Consider the following 16,997-nt stretch of genomic DNA (forward strand, 5'->3'; position numbering starts at 1 on the left):
AGAAGCTAAGCCTGCAGCAGAAGCCAAACCTGCAGCAGAAGCCAAACCTGCAGCAGAAGCCAAACCTGCAGCAGAAGCCAAACCTGCAGCAGAAGCTAAACCTGCAGCAGAAGCTAAACCTGCAGCAGAAGCTAAACCTGCAGCAGAAGAGCAATCTGCAGAAGCTGAGAAGAAGCCGACTCGCCGTCGTCGTCGCGCGCCGTCAGGTCGTGCACCGAACGACCCTCGTAATGCTGGGACCGCCAGCAATGAAGGTGACGAAGCAACCTCTGAAAAGCCGAAAAAGCAGGAAGTTGCTGAAGAGAGCCAGAGCGGAGAGTAATCTTCGCCCCTCTTTAGAGGCCACTCCCCTCTGAGTAACTCAGAGGGGAGCAGACGTAGAAAAGCCCGCAGATGCGGGCTTTTTTATAACCAGATACTTCTGATCAGAAAGTATCACCAGGGATATGAACATTCCCCTCCATAATGATGCGCGCACTGCGACTCATTACAGCTTTCTTAGCAGTCCATTCACCATTCACTTCCTCAGCCGCCGCACCAACGCGCAGCGTTCCAGAAGGATGGCCAAAAGTAACCGCGTCACGATCACCACCACCGGCTGCTTCGTTAACCAGAGTGCCCGGAATCGCAGCTGCTGTCGCAATAGCTACCGACGCCGTCCCCATCATGGCGTGGTGCAATTTACCCATCGACAGAGCGCGAACACAAAGATCAATATCGCCAGTGCCGATCTGTTTACCGCTGGATGACTCATAGGCCGTTGCTGGTGCAACGAATGCAATTTTCGGCGTATGCTGGCGATCAGCCGCCTCGGCGACATCTTTGATCAGGCCCATTTTTACCGCGCCATAAGCACGCATGGTTTCAAAGCGAGCCAGCGCGTCTGCATCTGAGTTCAGATCTTTCTGCAGCTCTGTGCCTTTGTAGCCAATATCTGCAGCGTTCACGAAGATGGTTGGAATGCCAGCATTGATCATGGTCGCCTTAAAAGTACCGATACCCGGTACTTCAAGATCATCCACCAGATTGCCGGTCGGGAACATAGAACCTTCGCCATCGGCTGGGTCCATAAATTCGATCACAACTTCAGCCGCCGGAAAGGTCACACCATCCAGTTCAAAATCGCCCGTTTCCTGCACTTCGCCGTTAGTGATCGGCACATGAGCAATAATGGTTTTGCTGATGTTCTTCTGCCAGATACGAACCGTACAGATACCATTCTCGGGAATTCGGTCAGCGTCAACCAGACCTTTGGAGATCGCAAACGCGCCAACAGCCGCAGTCAGGTTGCCGCAGTTACCAGACCAGTCAACAAATGGTTTATTGATCGATACCTGACCGAAGAGGTAGTCCACATCGTGATCTGGCTGCTCGCTTTTCGCCAGGATTACGGTCTTGGAAGTACTTGAAGTCGCACCGCCCATACCGTCGATCTGCTGACCGTAAGGATCAGGACTCCCAATAGTGCGCAGCAGGATTTTATCGCGCGCTTCACCTGGTACCTGTGCAGACTCAGGCAAATCCGTCAGACTGAAGAAAACACCCTTCGACGTACCGCCACGCATGTAAGTCGCTGGGATTTTAACTTGTGGTTTATGAGTCATAAGATGCCCCACTAAATAATAAAAATAAGGTGGGCCATGCCCACCCTACCGATTCAGCTTTTTTAGCTAATACCTCACAGACCCACCGAAGGAAACAAGTCCGTTCGGGAGGCGTCAGTGAGGCCGCTGCAACGAGGCGCCCCGCAGCGAGACCCCGAGGCATACCAATTGGTAGGCGACGGGGCGAGCGAGAACGCAACAAAGTTGCAGCAACGCAACTAGCCTCAGTTTGACTTCAGGAAGTCTTTGGCGAACTTCTGGAGCACACCGCCTGCGTTGTAGGTTACTACTTCTTCCGCAGTATCCAGACGACAGGTCACAGGCACTTCAACGGTTTCGCCATTCTGACGATGGATAACCAACGTCAGGTCGCAGCCAGCAGAACGCTCACCTATGACGTCATAGGTTTCCGTACCATCCAGCTCCAGTGTTTTGCGCGTGGTGCCTTCTTTGAACTGTACCGGCAGTACACCCATACCGATCAGGTTGGTACGGTGAATACGCTCAAAGCCTTCAGCAACGATCACTTCAACACCCGCCAGACGAACGCCTTTGGCAGCCCAGTCACGTGACGAACCCTGACCGTAGTCTGCACCGGCAACGATAATCAGCGGCTGCTTGCGTTCCATGTAGGTTTCAATCGCATCCCACATCCGGACGACTTTACCTTCTGGCTCAATACGCGCCAGAGAACCTTGCATCACTTCGCCGTTCTCCTGAACCATTTCGTTCATGAGTTTCGGGTTAGCAAGAGTGGCACGCTGAGCCGTAAGGTGGTCACCACGGTGCGTGGCGTACGAGTTAAAGTCTTCTTCTGGAAGTCCCATCTTGTGCAGATATTCACCCGCAGCACTGTTCATCAGAATCGCATTCGATGGCGACAGGTGATCCGTAGTGATGTTGTCCGGCAGAATCGCCAGCGGACGCATCCCCTTCATGGTACGTTCTGCTGCCAGAGCACCTTCCCAGTATGGAGGACGACGGATATAGGTCGACATCTCGCGCCAGTCGTAAAGAGGGCTAGGTGCTTTTTCAGCTTCGCCGAGATCGAACATCGGGATGTATACGTCGCGGAACTGCTGTGGCTTGACGAATTCGCCTACGATGGCGTCGATTTCTTCGTCAGATGGCCAGATGTCCGTAAGGCGGATTTCTTTGCCATCAACCACGGCCAGTACGTCTTTCTCGATATCGAAGCGAACGGTACCCGCAATCGCATAAGCGACAACAAGTGGCGGCGAAGCCAGGAATGCCTGCTTAGCGTATGGATGAATACGACCATCGAAGTTACGGTTACCCGACAGTACAGCAGTGGCATACAGGTCGCGATCAATGATTTCCTGCTGAATTTCAGGATCAAGTGCGCCCGACATACCGTTACAGGTCGTACACGCGAACGCTACGATACCGAAGCCCAATTTCTCAAGCTCTGGGAGAAGCCCCGCTTCTTCAAGGTAGGTGCGCGCCACTTTTGAACCCGGCGCGAACGACGACTTAACCCAAGGCTTACGTATCAGACCCAGCTCATTGGCTTTTTTCGCCAACAGACCAGCCGCAACCACGTTGCGAGGGTTAGAGGTATTGGTACAGGAGGTGATAGCAGCGATGATGACCGCACCATCAGGAATCAGACCTTCAGCTTCCTGAGCTTTGGCCTCTTCCAGGTTACCCGCGATGCCCTTAGCTGCCAGATCTGCCGTTGCAAGAAGCGCATGAGGGTTTGAAGGGCCTGCCATATTGCGACCAACAGAAGAGAGGTCAAATTTCAGAACACGCTCGTACTGTGCACTTTCCAGTGCGTCTGCCCACAGACCAGTTTCTTTAGCATACTGTTCTACCAGAGCCACCTGATCGGAGTCACGACCTGTCAGGTTCAGATAATCGATGGTCTGCTCATCGATGTAAAACATCGCTGCAGTTGCGCCGTATTCTGGCGTCATGTTGGAAATCGTCGCCCGGTCACCGATCGTCAGGCTTGAAGCACCTTCACCGAAGAACTCAAGGTACGCACCAACAACACGCTCTTTACGCAGAAACTGAGTCAGAGCCAGAACGATGTCAGTTGCAGTAATACCTGGCTGGCGCTTCCCAGTCAGCTCAACACCAACAATGTCTGGGAGACGCATCATGGATGGGTGACCCAGCATTACAGTTTCGGCTTCCAGACCGCCAACACCTACAGAGATTACACCCAGTGCATCAACGTGCGGCGTGTGAGAGTCTGTACCTACACAAGTATCTGGATACGCAACGCCGTCACGCGCCTGAACCACCGGAGACATTTTCTCCAGGTTAATCTGGTGCATGATGCCGTTACCCGCTGGAATCACGTCGACGTTGTCGAACGCCGTTTTAGTCCACTCGATGAAGTGGAAGCGGTCAGCATTACGACGCTCTTCGATGTCGCGGTTTTTCTGGAATGCATCAGGATCAAAGCCGCCACACTCAACAGCCAGCGAGTGGTCAACAATCAGCTGCGTCTGAACCACTGGATTCACTTTGGACGGATCACCGCCCTGAGCTGCGATTGCATCGCGCAAGCCCGCCAGATCCACCAGAGCGGTCTGACCGAGAATATCGTGAGTCACGACGCGTGCTGGGTACCAAGGGAAGTCGAGATCGCGTTTACGGTCGATCAGCTGCTCCAGACTTGCGTTCAGTGCTTCTGGGGCACAGCGACGCACCAGCTGTTCTGCCAGAATACGCGAGGTGTATGGCAGTGTGTCGTATGAACCCGGCTTGATGGCTTCACATGCCGCGCGGGTATCAAAGTAGTCCAGGCTGCTGCCCGGAAGATTCTTACGGAATTCAGTATTCATAATTCTCTCTGCATCAATATGCGCGGCTTCAACAACAAAAACGGTATTCCCGGCAGGTCTGATTACAAGTCGCCGTAAACCCATCCATGGGGGCTCCCACATGCCATCCCTGGCATGTAGGCTTGTAATCAGACCTGCCGGGAACACCTTTGCGGTGTCCGCGGCTACTGCAACATTTGGCGAATCGTTAATCGAAAGCTTCGGCCCTGCCTGCCATGGATGGCAGGCCGGAGCCTACAGGGACGTATTCACGGCGTGCCGCAGCTTCGATTAACGGTTCAGCGAAGCGAAAACAAGTACTCAGCGGTCTGCAATCGCCGGAACCACACGATTCTCTTCCCCAGTGTATTCAGCGCTTGGACGGATAATACGGTTGTCAGCGCGCTGCTCCATCACGTGTGCAGCCCAGCCAGTCAGACGGGAGCATACGAAGATCGGAGTGAAAAGCTTGGTTGGAATGCCCATGTAGTTGTACGCAGAGGCGTGGAAGAAGTCAGCGTTACAGAACAGCTTCTTCTCGCGCCACATTACCGCTTCACAACGTACAGAAATGTCGTACAAGTTCGTGTCGCCATTTTCGTTCGCCAGCTTCTCAGACCACTCTTTGATCACAGCGTTACGCGGGTCAGATTCGCGGTAGATCGCGTGACCGAAGCCCATGATCTTATCTTTGCGCGCCAGCATACCCATGATGGACTCTTCAGCGTGCTCTGGGTTGTCCATGCCTTCGATCAGTTCCATCGCGGCTTCGTTCGCGCCACCGTGCAGTGGGCCACGCAGGGAACCAATAGCACCAGTGATACAGGAGTGCATGTCACTCAGCGTTGATGCACATACGCGTGCAGTGAAGGTAGATGCGTTGAACTCGTGCTCTGCATACAGAATCAGTGATGCCTGCATCACCTGAACATGCAGTTCAGATGGCTTCTCGCCATGCAGAGTCCACAGGAACTGTTCGGCAATAGAATCAGCAGCGGTATTCTCATCAATGCGCTTGTCATTGTGAGAGAAGTTGTACCAGTAGTTGATCATGCCTGGGAAAACAGCCAGCATGCGATCAGTCGCTTCCTGCTGTTCATCGAAGCTTTCTTCGGTTTCGAGGTTGCCCAGCATCGAACAGCCAGTGCGTATCACATCCATTGGATGAGCAGAAGCAGGAATGCGCTCTAGCACTTCCTTCAGCGCCTGTGGCAGACCACGCATGCCCTTCAGCTTAGTTTTGTAGGCATCCAGCTCAGCCTGAGTAGGCAGCTCACCTTTCAGGATCAGGTACGCAACTTCTTCAAACTCACAGTTTGCAGCGAGGTCTTTGACGTCGTAACCACGGTAAGTCAGACCGGAACCTGATTTACCCACGGTCGAAAGCGCAGTTTTACCGGCAACCTGGCCGCGCAGGCCTGCCCCAGAGAGTTCTTTTCCAGCAGCCATGTGCTTCTCCTATAACTTTAGATACTTTATGTAACTATCTGAAATTATTAATATTTAACAGACGAGGTAGCTCTCTCGCCAATCTGTTATTTATTCTTACCTTCTTCGAACAGAGCATCGAGCTTCTGTTCAAAATCGTGGTAGTTCAGGTAATCGTACAGTTCCATACGGGTCTGCATAATATCGACCACCTTACGCTGGTGACCTTCTTCAAGCAGGCTTTTATAAACAGTCTCGGCTGCTTTATTCATCGCGCGGAACGCACTCAGTGGGTACAGCACCATAGCGGCGCCCCACTCACCCAGCTGCTCGCGACTCCAAAGTTCGGTCTGACCGAATTCAGTGATGTTTGCCAGAATCGGCACATCCAGCGCTTCAGCGAAAGCGCGGTAGTGTTCTTCAGTCTTCACAGCTTCAGCGAAGATGCCGTCAGCGCCAGCTTCAACACATGCTTTCGCACGTTCAATCGCCGCTTCAAGACCTTCCTGAGCGAACGCATCAGTACGGGCCATGATGAAGAAATCCGGATCAGTTCGAGCATCAACAGCCGCTTTGATACGGTCGACCATTTCTTCTTTAGATACGATTTCTTTGTTCGGGCGATGACCACAACGCTTTTGAGCAACCTGATCTTCGATATGCACTGCAGCAGCACCGGCCTTTTCCATCTCTTTAATGGTGCGAGCGATGTTGAATGCGCCCCCCCAACCCGTATCAATATCAACCAACAGCGGCAACGAGCTTGCAGAAGTAATACGACGAACATCTTCAACCACGTCGTTCAGCGACGTCATACCGAGGTCTGGCAGGCCGTAGGAAGCGTTTGCAACACCACCACCGGAGAGATAGATCGCCTGATGGCCAATTTTTTCAGCCATCATCGCGGCATACGCATTGATGGTACCTACAATTTGCAGCGGCTTGTTATCTTCAAGCGCCTTACGGAATTTCTGGCCTGGGGTCATATCAGGTCTCCTGTGCCGTATAAGTTAATGTCGGGCCTCGTGAGCCAGACGAGTTTCAAGGTTAGTCAAAGACACCTGGATATGGCGCCTCATCAGTAGTTCGGCGAGTTGCGGATCACGACTTTTTATCGCCTCCACAATGCGCTGGTGCTCTTTCAATGCCTGCAGCGGGCGCTCTGAGCTGGTACTGGTGCGATAACGATACATACGGATTATGTGATAGAGGTCACCACAGAGCATTTGATGCAAACGGCTATTCTTGCTGCCTTCGATAATGCGGTAGTGAAAATCCAGATTGCCCGACTTCTGGTAGTAACTGAGTCCCTGATCTGCCTCAATGGAACGTGCATGTTCTTCGAGAAGCTTTTCAAGTGCTGAAATATCAGCGTCAGACATACGCTCTGCGGCCAGGCGGCACGCCATACTCTCAAGCTCCAGGCGGACTTCATAGATATCACGCAGTTCCTCGAGCGACAAAGACACCACACGAGCGCCAGCATGCGGAACACGAACCACGAGATTGCGTGCCTCAAGCTTCTGAATCGCTTCTCTTATCGGCGCGCGACTGCCGCCATATCGGGTAACCAATGCCTGCTCCGAAAGTTTTTCACCGGGAGCCAGCTCTCCACGAACGATAGCCGTGGCGAGTTCAGAGAACACTTTTTCAGCAAGCGTTTGGGCTTCAGACATAGATTGTCGACAATCCTAAATAAGTCGACCGACATTCTACGCCTAAAAATGCCAGTTTCAATAGATCTACGACCAAGATTGTATACAACCCAGCCCATCCCATCGAAAACGGAGCACAAAAAAGCCCGGCCATGCCGGGCTCTTTACAGAGTGCACTGTTAATCAGGCCTCTGGCATCTCCAGCTTCTGCGGAGAAACGATAATGCCGTTGTTATCTGCATAAACGAACTGGCCCGGCACGAAATCAACACCACCGAACTTAACCTTAACGTTTACGTCGCCCAGATCACGCTTATCGGTCTTCAGAGGATTCGTTGCCAGCGCCTGAACGCCCAGCTCAGTTTCCATAATGACATCAACATCACGGATACAACCGTAGATAATGATACCTTCCCAACCGTTTTTAGCTGCTTTTTCAGCCAGCATATCGCCCAGCAGCGCGTGACGCATGGAGCCGCCACCATCAACAACCATGACTTTACCTTTGCCGTCGGTGTCGACCAACTCTTTTACTTTTGAGTTATCTTCGTGGCACTTAACAGTTACGATTTCGCCACCGAATGATTCACGGGCACCGTAGTTATTGAACATTGGCTCAACAACAGTGATGAGATCCGGGTATTCATCACAAAGATCCGGGGTTACATATTGAGTCATAGCGTCTCTCCTGAGTTAAACATGTCTATTTCACGTACTTTAAATCGGTGTATTCCGGTCAGATCCCGACCAGCGGCTACTGCGATCGCAGAAGCAACAGCAGCTCCATCCCGACACTGGATATTTCTAGGTAAAGGCGACCGCAGGATACAACCCGCGATCTTTTCTGCAAACCGCTCCTCACTGCGCTCGCCCAGCAATACGGACGGTTGCCAGAATTGCACACAGCGGGCGCCTAACTCGCTGAGCCCCGCCTCCATTTCACCCTTGATCCTGTTATAAAAAAATATCGAACTGGCATCCGCTCCAGTCGCACTGACAATTGAACAGAGACTGGCACCTTTTGCGATCGCGGCAGATGCGGTCTCAACAACCAGATCCCGATCGACCGCCGCAAGGCCTGCCTTGCCAGCCACTTTTTGCGTCGTACCAAGTGCACAGAAGAAATGATCAACATGATCAGGCATAGGCTCAGAGAACGACTGCCAGATCAGCTGACCGCTATCGATGTATTTCTTAACAGAATCCGGCGCAGAACTACGCGCAATGGCAACGATTTTACGATAGCGGTTCTCCTGCAGCAGGCACTCCAACAGATGGGAACCAATCAGTCCGGTAACACCGACAATAACCGCAACTTTACTGTAAGGCTCCTCAGCTTGCATAAGCGCCAAGCCAATTACTGACCTTCGGCCAGACTTCGCGTTCGGCATCTTCGCCAATGATCATATCAATGTGAGCAAAATCCTTGCTAAAGCCGCTTCCAACGCCAAGGATAAGTTCCTCTTTAGGGCCGCCGTACATTCGATAAAAACGCTGACAATACTTCGCTGGATCCGTGGTATCACCCGCTGCAGAAACCCCCAGAAGCGGAATTGTCGCTTCTTTCCACTTCGGCAACAGAGGCTCGCCAGTCGATGGCAACTTCCAACGCCCCAGCAGGCTATGGCGCGCAAGGTACTCATTAATGACACCTGCAGGTTCGTTTTCAGGCCCAATTTTCATCTGGCGACCGTCCAGCTCTTTCCTGAAAGAAACAAGCGCACGAGCAATTGGACCCGCGAGCGGAACCTGCAACGCCATATTCGGGCGCACCACTTGCGTACCAAACATGGCAAATGCTGGCAACGAAGTCAGAAAGCCACCGGAAACCGCAGTCGCGATGATAGTCCCACCAAGTGAATGCCCGAGCCAGGCCGGATAACGTCCACTCTGCTCGTGAATAAACTCATGAACCGCCGGGACATCGAAACGCGCGTACCGCTCAACAGTATTTTTTTGATAGTCATCATTACGGGGAGACTGGCCATGCCCACGGTGCTCGTATAACCAGACATCAAAGCCCTTTTCGACCAGAAAACTGGCCATGCCGCGCCCTTTCGCCGACAACCAGAAGCCTTTATTGGTGAAACTACCGTGAACGAGAACAACCGGAAACCCTCTGTCCTCACCTTGCTCGTTACCAGCCAGACCAATCCGCGACAGCGCTATCTGTACACTCGGGTCAGGATCGCGATTGTGTTTCACCAGATAGATATCCTCAGAGAGATCACCAAGGATATCTGCCCGCGATAAGGTCACGGGGAACAGCGAACTGCTGCTCTTCATAATTCGTTCGTCCTTTACTTGGGTTGTTCAGTCCTGCTTATTGGCAAGAAAGAACCAGGTATCCAACACGGAATCTGGGTTCAGAGAAATACTGTCGATACCTTTATCCATTAACCAGCGTGCGAAGTCCGGATGATCCGACGGCCCCTGACCGCAGATGCCGATGTACTTGCCTGCTTTCTTACACGCATCAATGGCGTTCTCAAGCAGAGCCAGAATTGCCGCATTACGCTCATCAAAGAGGTGAGCAATAATGCCGGAATCCCGATCCAGACCCAGCGTCAGTTGCGTGAGGTCATTCGAGCCAACAGAGAAACCGTCAAAATGCTCAAGGAACTGCTCTGCAAGAATCGCGTTTGCAGGGAGCTCACACATCATGATCAGGCGCAGGTCATTCTCACCACGCTTAAGGCCGTTTTCCGCAAGCAGCTCAACCACCTGCTCTGCTTCACCGACGGTGCGAACAAATGGCACCATAATTTCAACATTGGTGAAGCCCATTTCATTGCGGACTTTCTTCATCGCCCGACATTCGAGTTCGAAACAATCACGGAAATTCTTGGAGATATAGCGCGACGCGCCACGGAAACCCAGCATTGGATTTTCTTCTTCCGGCTCAAATAAGCGCCCACCAATCAGGTTGGCGTATTCGTTTGATTTAAAGTCAGAAAGACGAACGATAACGCGCTTCGGCCAGAACGCAGCAGCCAGAGTTGATATACCTTCAACCAGCTTATCTACGTAGAAATCAACAGGCTCGCTGTACCCAGAGATACGACGCTCGACGGTAGGTTTCACATCCTCAGGCAGCTGATCAAAATTCAGAAGCGCTTTCGGGTGAACACCGATCATGCGGTTAATAATAAATTCCAAGCGTGCAAGGCCAACACCGGCGTTCGGCAATGACTGAAAATCAAAGGCACGATCCGGATTGCCGACATTCATCATAATCTTAAGATCAAGATCCGGCATCGAATCCACGCTGTTGGTGCGAACATCAAAATCAAGCGCACCTTCGTAAACGAAGCCGGTATCACCTTCTGCACAAGAAACGGTGACTTCCTGGCCGTCGAAGAGTCTGTCTGTTGCATCATCGCAACCAACAACAGCGGGAATGCCTAGCTCACGGGCAATGATTGCTGCGTGACAGGTGCGACCACCTCGATTGGTAACAATTGCGGCTGAGCGCTTCATCACCGGTTCCCAGTCAGGGTCCGTCATATCAGCTACGAGTACTTCGCCTTCCTGCACCTTGTCCATATCTTCGATATGTTCAATAACGCGTACTTTACCCTTACCAATCCGGTGGCCAATGCTCCGGCCTTCAGCAAGGATATTGCCGGTTTCTTTCAGCAGGTAGCGCTCCATAACGTTTTTACTGGCGCGACTTTTTACGGTTTCCGGACGGGCCTGGACGATATAAAGCTTGCCATCATCACCATCTTTCGCCCACTCAATATCCATTGGGCGGCCGTAGTGTTTCTCAATGATCATTGCCTGACGAGCGAGCGACTGCACTTCGTCATCAGTAATAGAAAATATTCTGCGCAGGTCACGATCAACGCGTTGAGTCTCAACCGATTTACCAACCGAAGCCTCCTTGTTGTAAATCATCTTGATGGCTTTAGCACCAAGATTGCGACGCAGAATCGATGGTCGACCCTCAGTCAGGTTACGCTTGTGAACGTAGAACTCGTCAGGGTTTACCGCACCCTGCACAACGGTTTCGCCCAGGCCATATGAGGAGGTTATAAATACGACATCGTCGAATCCAGATTCTGTATCCAGGGTAAACATGACACCGCTGGATGCAGTCTCACTACGAACCATACGTTGAATACCCGCAGACAGGGCGACCTTGTGATGATCAAAGCCTTGATGCTCACGGTAAGCGATCGCACGGTCGTTAAACAGAGAAGCGAAGACATCACGGATCGCGAAAAGCACATTGTCGATACCGACAATATTCAGATGGGTTTCTTGCTGACCAGCGAAAGAAGCATCAGGCAGGTCTTCTGCAGTGGCTGATGAGCGCACAGCAACGGCCATGTTGTCATTGCCATCTTCCAGCCATGAGAACTCTTCACGCACTCTCTCTTCAAGCTTTGGCGGCAAAGGTGCCTCGTGAATCCACTCCCTGATTTGCTTACCCGTCGATGTCAATGCCTGAATATCATCAACATCCAGCCCCTGAAGCGCATCATTAATTCGTCCGCCCAGGCCCTCATAGGCGAGAAACTCCCGATAGGCATCTGCCGTTGTTGCGAAACCGTCTGGCACTGAAACGCCAGCGGCCGAGAGGTTTCCGATCATTTCGCCAAGTGATGCATTCTTACCGCCAACGCGCTCAACGTCATTGATGGTTACCTGATTAAACCTGAGAACATAATCGGTCAAGGAAACTCTCCTTCGTGCTGATGATTCAATTTTACGCTTGGGTGATTCGCATGAATCACCTATAGTTGCCTGCGTCTGCGGAACTCCGTCAGGCACGTAATACTAAGTGGACGCAGGAAAAATTACCATATGAAGCGCTTTGCCTATTTTATTTCCGACGGTACAGGAATCACGGCCGAAACATTAGGCAATGCCTTGCTAGCCCAATTCGACAAGCTTCAGTTTACCCGTGTAACACTGCCATACATTGATTCGACTGAGAAGGCTAACAACGCAGTGGCCAAAATCAATCAGGCCGCAAAGGACTCCGGCGCACCCGCCATTCTCTTCGATACGATTGTCGACAAGAACATCCGTTCTATCATCGACACCGCGGATGCATTTAAAGTCGACATTTTTGAAGCATTTCTGCATCCACTGGAGCAGGAATTAGCGACTGAAAGCTCGTACTCGGTCGGCAAGTCACACTCCCCTGCGGATAGTACGCGCTACCTGAACCGCATAGACGCAGTCAATTTTGCCCTCGACAATGATGATGGCGCACGCACCCGCCACTACGAAGATGCTGACGTCATACTCGTTGGCGTTTCCCGGTCCGGCAAAACTCCGACCTGCCTCTATCTTGCTATGCAATTCGGCATTAAGGCGGCGAACTACCCGCTGACAGAAGAAGATATGCTTGATCTGCGCTTGCCTGACAGCCTGCAGAAACACAAACATAAGATATTCGGGTTAACGATTGACCCGGAGCGCCTCTCAGCGATCCGCACAGAACGAAAAGCTAACAGCAGATACGCGTCACTTAAGCAATGCTACCACGAAGTAGACGAAGTGGAGTTTCTGTACGAGCGGGAGAACATCCCTTACATCAGCACAACCGACAAATCGATCGAGGAAATTTCTACTAGAATCCTTGATTCCACAGGGCTGAAGCGCTCTCTCGACTGATATTCAAGCACGTAGTGCATTAATCGCCGAAGCCACCTGCTTCGGCCTCGAATAAACAACGCCATGATCTGCACGCGGAACTTCGTGCAACACCCACGTCGGAGATTCAGCCGCCAGTCTTTTATGACGCATACGCATTGATTCAGGAGACAGGCCTCCGATGAGGCTCATACCTGGGACTGGTGAAATCCAGTTAGCATAATGATCTGAATACCGAGTCAACGCCTGACTAACCGCCCTGACACCATAGCCGAGCCCAGCCAGGTTTTCTGACAAACGTCGCACAACCAGGTCATCGCCAGCTTTATCACGAAACGGGGATACAGCATCCAGAAAACCAAGCACAGCATCCGCCTTACCTGACATCAGCAATTCAGCCTGGTCGCCATATTCTTCAGCTCGATGTATCAAAAGCTCTGGATTACTCGCCAACAAGGCCGCAGGCTCAATCAAACCTAATCGCTGCACCTTAAACGGCGCATCACTCAGCTCCGCAAGATGCATTGCCAGCAGCCCTCCAAAGGAATACCCGACAAGGTCAAACTGACCCCAACCCTGATACCTAAGGAATTCAGCGATAGCAGCCAGGTATTCATCAAAGCCCGCAGACTCTGCATTAACCCAAACAGAATCCCCCATTCCCGGAAGATCGGGAATCAGCACTTCATCCCATTCTGTCAGGTAATTAACAACCAGACGCCACGTCAGATCTCCGGCCAGGCCAGCACCATGCAGCAAGACCAGACGACGTGAATCACCCACAGCTGTACTCATGCTTTCTTCGAAGTTGACGAGCGTAGATGCAATATCACCGTGATTGAGGGTTTTACTGAAACGGTGCGTAGCCATCAGCCCAACGAATCTCCAGCGACATATCTTCCGCGGGTTTCATATCAAGATAAAGAATGAAACTCTCAACACCCTTGTCTTCGACAAGCACCCTGGCCTCCTGATATCCAACGCTATGCCAGCTTTCGGGAATACTATCGAGCGGCAAACGTCGCGAGTAGTACAGAGGCTTGAGGTCTGAGTTTAGCGAGATCAGGCTAGCCTCGACCGGAGCGCCACGCAGCCTGAGCACAAGAAATCGACGACCCGAAGTTGCCTTGGGAGGCTTTCCAATGTGAAAGTACCAGGCTGTGTGATTTCCCTGCGAAGTTGGGAACGAGCGATATCTGACAGGGTCAAACAGCTGCACCGACTTAAATTGCTTAGGGGCTTCAACAAACTGGTCAGTAAACGCTTCGCAGCACGCTCCCTGCGTCATTTGCTTATCAACCCGAAAAGGTGGCGCAAGAATAGGATCCCACCCAATAATGACCTCGTCATCGCCCACAATGGTCTCAGCAGCGGCTTCTTGTTCAGCTTCAGCGTCGTATGTTTCCGTACGAACACGCCCATCTGGCTCTACGATCACGTAAAAGGCAGGATTATCCTCATCGTACTGGCGAAGCTTTTCCTGAACCTCCTCCTCTGTCTGGTAGTCATTATCGTCACCAGGAGGTTGCTCCACTGGCTCTTCCTCACCGGGCTTCAGCGGGACATTATGAATTCGCCCCTGCGCATCAACCCAAGTGTAATAACTGCCGTCAGCCATGGCGACTGACGACAGCAGGAAGAGAAATATTAACCTCAGAACTTGGTCCTGAAGCTGATACCCGCGTGCCCAATGGTCAACTTGGTGTCGACATCGAGCCCTGGGTAAGGGTTGGTAACAACGCATGTAAGACAGTTACGGTTAAGAGAGTTACTTGAATTCGGATACTCATTATTAGAACTCGCGTCCTGCGGATCCGCCTTGATATGCTCAACTGATTTCATAAAACTCATCGACAGGTCGATGGTAGTATCCAGGTCCCACTGGTAGCCAAGGCCGACAGCGTACATACGCATAAAGCCAATCGGCGCCTGCAGGCTACGCGAATCCTTAGGAATTGAGCTACGACGGGGTTCAAAACCAGCACGCAGCTGTATACGTGAGTTAAGATCCATCGCCATACCAATATTGTATGTCCAGACACTACGGAAGTTCAGAGGCATTTCCAGAGTGGTATCAGTTACCAAATCCGGCGACAGGATTTTAGCCGTAGAAAGGAAGCTCACCTGACGGTCAAACTGGATGTCTAAGCTGTCCCATTCATCGAAGTCGGTCCAGCCAGCATCCAGATTGAAGTGAAATATATCAAAATACTTGAACTTCACACCCGCCTGAAAATGCTGAGGATAGGTCAGCTCTGACGTCACATGACCAGCCTCATAAGTCTGCCCTTGCGGGAAAGAGAAAATCGCGCCAGTCACAGCACCAATAATCGATGAGTTAAAGGTACGGAAAAAGTCCGCAAAGTCGTCCGTATACTCAAGCTCGTAATCACCGGTCAGCTTGGTATTCGCCTCACTTTGATATGACATACCAAACTTAAACCAACCATTAGGTTCCCAAAGCATACCAAGGTTAAACGATGGAGACAGCGACTCAGTCATAGTGATATCAAGCGTGCCAATATCATCGTAGGGACCAACGTCACCACCACACAGCGTAATAAAAGGCGCCAGCGGATCATTCCGTTTGGGGTTGCCATTTTCATCGGGTTCGAGACAGCCAAAAGCATTTTGCAGCTCCTCGAGCACACCGACCAACACGTTTGGTGCACGAAGTTCCTGCTCTAAAGACACAGCCTGGTGTGAAAACAGGAGACCTGCGCCAACAGAGAATTCATCATTTACCTGATAACCAAATGATGGCGACAAATAAGTAAGCCGCTGAATTGCAACTTCTTTCGCCTGATAACGCCCCGGATCATCATCTCCCTTCGAGAAGCCTGCAGCCATTGGCGCATAGACAGCATTTGCAAAGGTAAATTTTGAGCCCGGCGGCTTAATAGAGAACCCCGCCGTTGGCAGAGCAATGATAGGCAATGGAATACCCTGACGGCCTATTCCAGGAAAATACGCAGCGACGTGCGCTCTACTTTTGCCTTCGTTCAACACAGGATCTTTGGAAGGGTCGAGCAAACCCGCCTCCCCAGGGTCAAAATCATCAGGCAAACTGAATTCAGCTTCAGAGTTCAGAATAATGTTATGGAACTGCAACTGAAACTGACGCCCGTCAAGCTTAGTCAGACCAGCAGGGTTAAAGTGAATATCCATAATCCCGGTAGGGTCCGCCGTTACAGCGTTCCCCAAGGACATGGCTTTGTTGTCGATAAACAGGTTCTGCTGGAGTTCAGCATTTGCCACTCCTGGAACCAGCATCGCTAACAGCGCTAACTTCCGCATATTAAACCGCCACAAACTGTTATTTATTATCGTTTTATCAGTCATGACTGATTAGTTGCCCTCTGAAGGTTTTGCACCCTCAATATCAATAGGCAATGACAGTCCCAGCAGGATATCAGGAGAAAGCTCCGTCATACCAAAGCCGACGTTTACGTTTGCGATCGTTTTTGGGGATACGCGCACACCTAAGGCGAAGTTCATAATGCCGGTCATTTGGCCGGTCGTTTCAGAACGAGTCTCCTGACCAGTTGAAGGGCGATACAGAACAAATTCGCTTCCCATAGAGTAAGACCCCTGGAAAGATGCACTCAGAGAAACATCGTATGAAAGCGAGTAAGCAAAACCCATAGAGGCTGAGATATTGCCCTTATTATTCACTTCTTGCAGCAGCTGATCACCACGCACCTGGTTCAGATCAGTAGCGGGAAGGTCATAACCCGCTGAGAGTGAGCCGAACAAGACAACCGGATCAAGAACTTTAGAAGTACTCAAACCGCCACTCAAGCCAAATGTACCCGACCCTGTGGAAAGCGCTTCATTTTCATCAATTTCGTAAGGCGACTGACCGGTCGGTACACGAAGAGAACCGAAATACGTTCTGGATG

At 51.5% G+C, this 16,997-nt stretch carries 14 protein-coding genes and 2 pseudogenes; 2 read left to right on the plus strand and 14 right to left on the minus strand.

Features of this window, described 5'->3' with window-relative positions:
- Window positions 1-322 (plus strand): hypothetical protein (locus B2067_RS11335; RefSeq protein ID WP_301388529.1); only part of this gene is annotated, 322 nt, incomplete at its 5' end.
- A 103-nt stretch (window positions 323-425) separates the two neighbouring features.
- Here the strand turns inward: B2067_RS11335 and prpF are convergent.
- The 9 genes from prpF to ppsA form a co-directional block, all read right to left on the minus strand.
- The gene (prpF, locus tag B2067_RS11340; protein WP_301388530.1) at window positions 426-1,604 is read right to left on the minus strand and encodes a 2-methylaconitate cis-trans isomerase PrpF; all 1,179 of its coding nucleotides are present in this window, start codon (window positions 1,602-1,604) and stop codon (window positions 426-428) included.
- A gap of 224 nt (window positions 1,605-1,828) precedes the next feature.
- A complete protein-coding gene (acnD, locus tag B2067_RS11345) occupies window positions 1,829-4,423 on the minus strand; it encodes a Fe/S-dependent 2-methylisocitrate dehydratase AcnD (protein ID WP_301388531.1) in 2,595 nt (864 codons plus the stop codon).
- 300 nt (window positions 4,424-4,723) lie between these two features.
- A complete protein-coding gene (prpC, locus tag B2067_RS11350) occupies window positions 4,724-5,851 on the minus strand; it encodes a bifunctional 2-methylcitrate synthase/citrate synthase (RefSeq protein ID WP_301388533.1) in 1,128 nt (375 codons plus the stop codon).
- A gap of 86 nt (window positions 5,852-5,937) precedes the next feature.
- Window positions 5,938-6,816, minus strand: a complete 879-nt coding sequence (gene prpB / locus B2067_RS11355) for a methylisocitrate lyase (protein ID WP_076514839.1) — start codon at window positions 6,814-6,816, stop codon at window positions 5,938-5,940.
- A gap of 24 nt (window positions 6,817-6,840) precedes the next feature.
- Complete coding sequence (locus tag B2067_RS11360) at window positions 6,841-7,506, minus strand: GntR family transcriptional regulator (RefSeq protein WP_301180404.1); 666 nt, start codon at window positions 7,504-7,506, stop codon at window positions 6,841-6,843.
- Between the two features lie 162 nt (window positions 7,507-7,668).
- Entirely contained in the window at window positions 7,669-8,163 is a 495-nt protein-coding gene (rraA, locus tag B2067_RS11365; RefSeq protein WP_301378981.1) for a ribonuclease E activity regulator RraA, read from the minus strand.
- Complete coding sequence (locus B2067_RS11370) at window positions 8,160-8,828, minus strand: NAD-dependent epimerase/dehydratase family protein (RefSeq protein ID WP_068435818.1); 669 nt, start codon at window positions 8,826-8,828, stop codon at window positions 8,160-8,162. The genes rraA and B2067_RS11370 overlap by 4 nt, the downstream gene beginning before the upstream one ends.
- Entirely contained in the window at window positions 8,818-9,771 is a 954-nt protein-coding gene (locus B2067_RS11375) for an alpha/beta fold hydrolase (RefSeq protein WP_068439631.1), read from the minus strand. The genes B2067_RS11370 and B2067_RS11375 overlap by 11 nt, the downstream gene beginning before the upstream one ends.
- A 27-nt stretch (window positions 9,772-9,798) precedes the next feature.
- A complete protein-coding gene (ppsA, locus tag B2067_RS11380) occupies window positions 9,799-12,168 on the minus strand; it encodes a phosphoenolpyruvate synthase (protein WP_297533964.1) in 2,370 nt (789 codons plus the stop codon).
- A gap of 129 nt (window positions 12,169-12,297) precedes the next feature.
- Here ppsA and ppsR point away from each other — a divergent pair, with 129 nt between their 5' ends.
- Window positions 12,298-13,116: a posphoenolpyruvate synthetase regulatory kinase/phosphorylase PpsR gene (ppsR, locus tag B2067_RS11385; protein ID WP_068439635.1), complete on the plus strand. Its 819-nt coding sequence runs from the start codon at window positions 12,298-12,300 to the stop codon at window positions 13,114-13,116.
- 3 nt (window positions 13,117-13,119) lie between these two features.
- Here ppsR and B2067_RS11390 read toward each other — a convergent pair whose 3' ends face one another.
- The 5 genes and pseudogenes from B2067_RS11390 to B2067_RS11405 form a co-directional block, all read right to left on the minus strand.
- The gene (locus tag B2067_RS11390) at window positions 13,120-13,965 is read right to left on the minus strand and encodes an alpha/beta fold hydrolase (RefSeq protein ID WP_068439637.1); all 846 of its coding nucleotides are present in this window, start codon (window positions 13,963-13,965) and stop codon (window positions 13,120-13,122) included.
- On the minus strand, window positions 13,943-14,629 hold the full coding sequence (locus tag B2067_RS11395; protein WP_301388534.1) for a hypothetical protein: 687 nt from the start codon (window positions 14,627-14,629) through the stop codon (window positions 13,943-13,945). The genes B2067_RS11390 and B2067_RS11395 overlap by 23 nt, the downstream gene beginning before the upstream one ends.
- A gap of 42 nt (window positions 14,630-14,671) precedes the next feature.
- Window positions 14,672-14,752, minus strand: a pseudogene (locus B2067_RS16100) (DUF4124 domain-containing protein); the annotation flags it as partial.
- Complete coding sequence (locus B2067_RS11400; RefSeq protein ID WP_301179891.1) at window positions 14,749-16,392, minus strand: OmpP1/FadL family transporter; 1,644 nt, start codon at window positions 16,390-16,392, stop codon at window positions 14,749-14,751. The pseudogene B2067_RS16100 and the gene B2067_RS11400, both read right to left, overlap by 4 nt.
- 51 nt (window positions 16,393-16,443) lie before the next feature.
- Window positions 16,444-16,997, minus strand: a pseudogene (locus B2067_RS11405) (transporter); the annotation flags it as partial.

The sequence above is a fragment of the Thalassolituus sp. UBA2590 genome (genome assembly GCF_002339775.1).
In the GTDB taxonomy this organism is placed as follows: domain Bacteria; phylum Pseudomonadota; class Gammaproteobacteria; order Pseudomonadales; family Oceanobacteraceae; genus Thalassolituus.

Bases quoted from the DNA above. Each gene is read 5' to 3' on its own strand.
- prpF (WP_301388530.1), bottom strand. From the start codon at position 1,604: ATGACTCATAAACCACAAGTTAAAATCCCAGCGACTTACATGCGTGGC.
- acnD (WP_301388531.1), bottom strand. From the start codon at position 4,423: ATGAATACTGAATTCCGTAAGAATCTTCCGGGCAGCAGCCTGGACTAC.
- prpC (WP_301388533.1), bottom strand. From the start codon at position 5,851: ATGGCTGCTGGAAAAGAACTCTCTGGGGCAGGCCTGCGCGGCCAGGTT.
- prpB (WP_076514839.1), bottom strand. From the start codon at position 6,816: ATGACCCCAGGCCAGAAATTCCGTAAGGCGCTTGAAGATAACAAGCCG.
- B2067_RS11360 (WP_301180404.1), bottom strand. From the start codon at position 7,506: ATGTCTGAAGCCCAAACGCTTGCTGAAAAAGTGTTCTCTGAACTCGCC.
- rraA (WP_301378981.1), bottom strand. From the start codon at position 8,163: ATGACTCAATATGTAACCCCGGATCTTTGTGATGAATACCCGGATCTC.
- B2067_RS11370 (WP_068435818.1), bottom strand. From the start codon at position 8,828: ATGCAAGCTGAGGAGCCTTACAGTAAAGTTGCGGTTATTGTCGGTGTT.
- B2067_RS11375 (WP_068439631.1), bottom strand. From the start codon at position 9,771: ATGAAGAGCAGCAGTTCGCTGTTCCCCGTGACCTTATCGCGGGCAGAT.
- ppsR (WP_068439635.1), top strand. From the start codon at position 12,298: ATGAAGCGCTTTGCCTATTTTATTTCCGACGGTACAGGAATCACGGCC.
- B2067_RS11390 (WP_068439637.1), bottom strand. From the start codon at position 13,965: ATGGCTACGCACCGTTTCAGTAAAACCCTCAATCACGGTGATATTGCA.
- B2067_RS11400 (WP_301179891.1), bottom strand. From the start codon at position 16,392: ATGCGGAAGTTAGCGCTGTTAGCGATGCTGGTTCCAGGAGTGGCAAAT.